This window comes from Bacillus sp. SIMBA_154, from assembly GCF_046536015.1.
Classification (GTDB): Bacteria; Bacillota; Bacilli; order Bacillales; family Bacillaceae; genus Bacillus; species Bacillus pumilus_P.
Window position 1 is genome coordinate 1 of the sequence record NZ_JAWJBV010000228.1, and the last position, 275, is coordinate 275.

The 275-nt window shown below is 38.9% G+C and carries 1 protein-coding gene; it reads right to left on the minus strand.

What is annotated here, in order from left to right; translation table 11 throughout:
- Positions 1–275: ABC transporter substrate-binding protein (locus tag R0K30_RS21830; RefSeq protein ID WP_410612921.1), on the minus strand; the 275-nt coding region annotated here is incomplete at both ends.

The window sequence follows — 275 nt, forward strand, 5'->3', positions numbered from 1 at the left end:
CTGATAAAACCCAGTAAGCATGGTTTTATTATGCTGCGCGGCTTTAATTGCGTTGAGCTTAACTGTAAATGCCTCAGCTACTTTTTTACTTTGCTCAATATGACCAGTTAATTGACCTAATTTTAGTATTTCCTTAGCTACGCCTTCAATAGAGCGTGGATTACTTAAATGCAATTCAATCCCTAGTCGCTTAATTTGTGCTAAATCTTCTGCCTCATTACCGCTTTTCCACGCAATGACCATGTCAGGCTTGAGCATGAGTAACTTTTCGATAG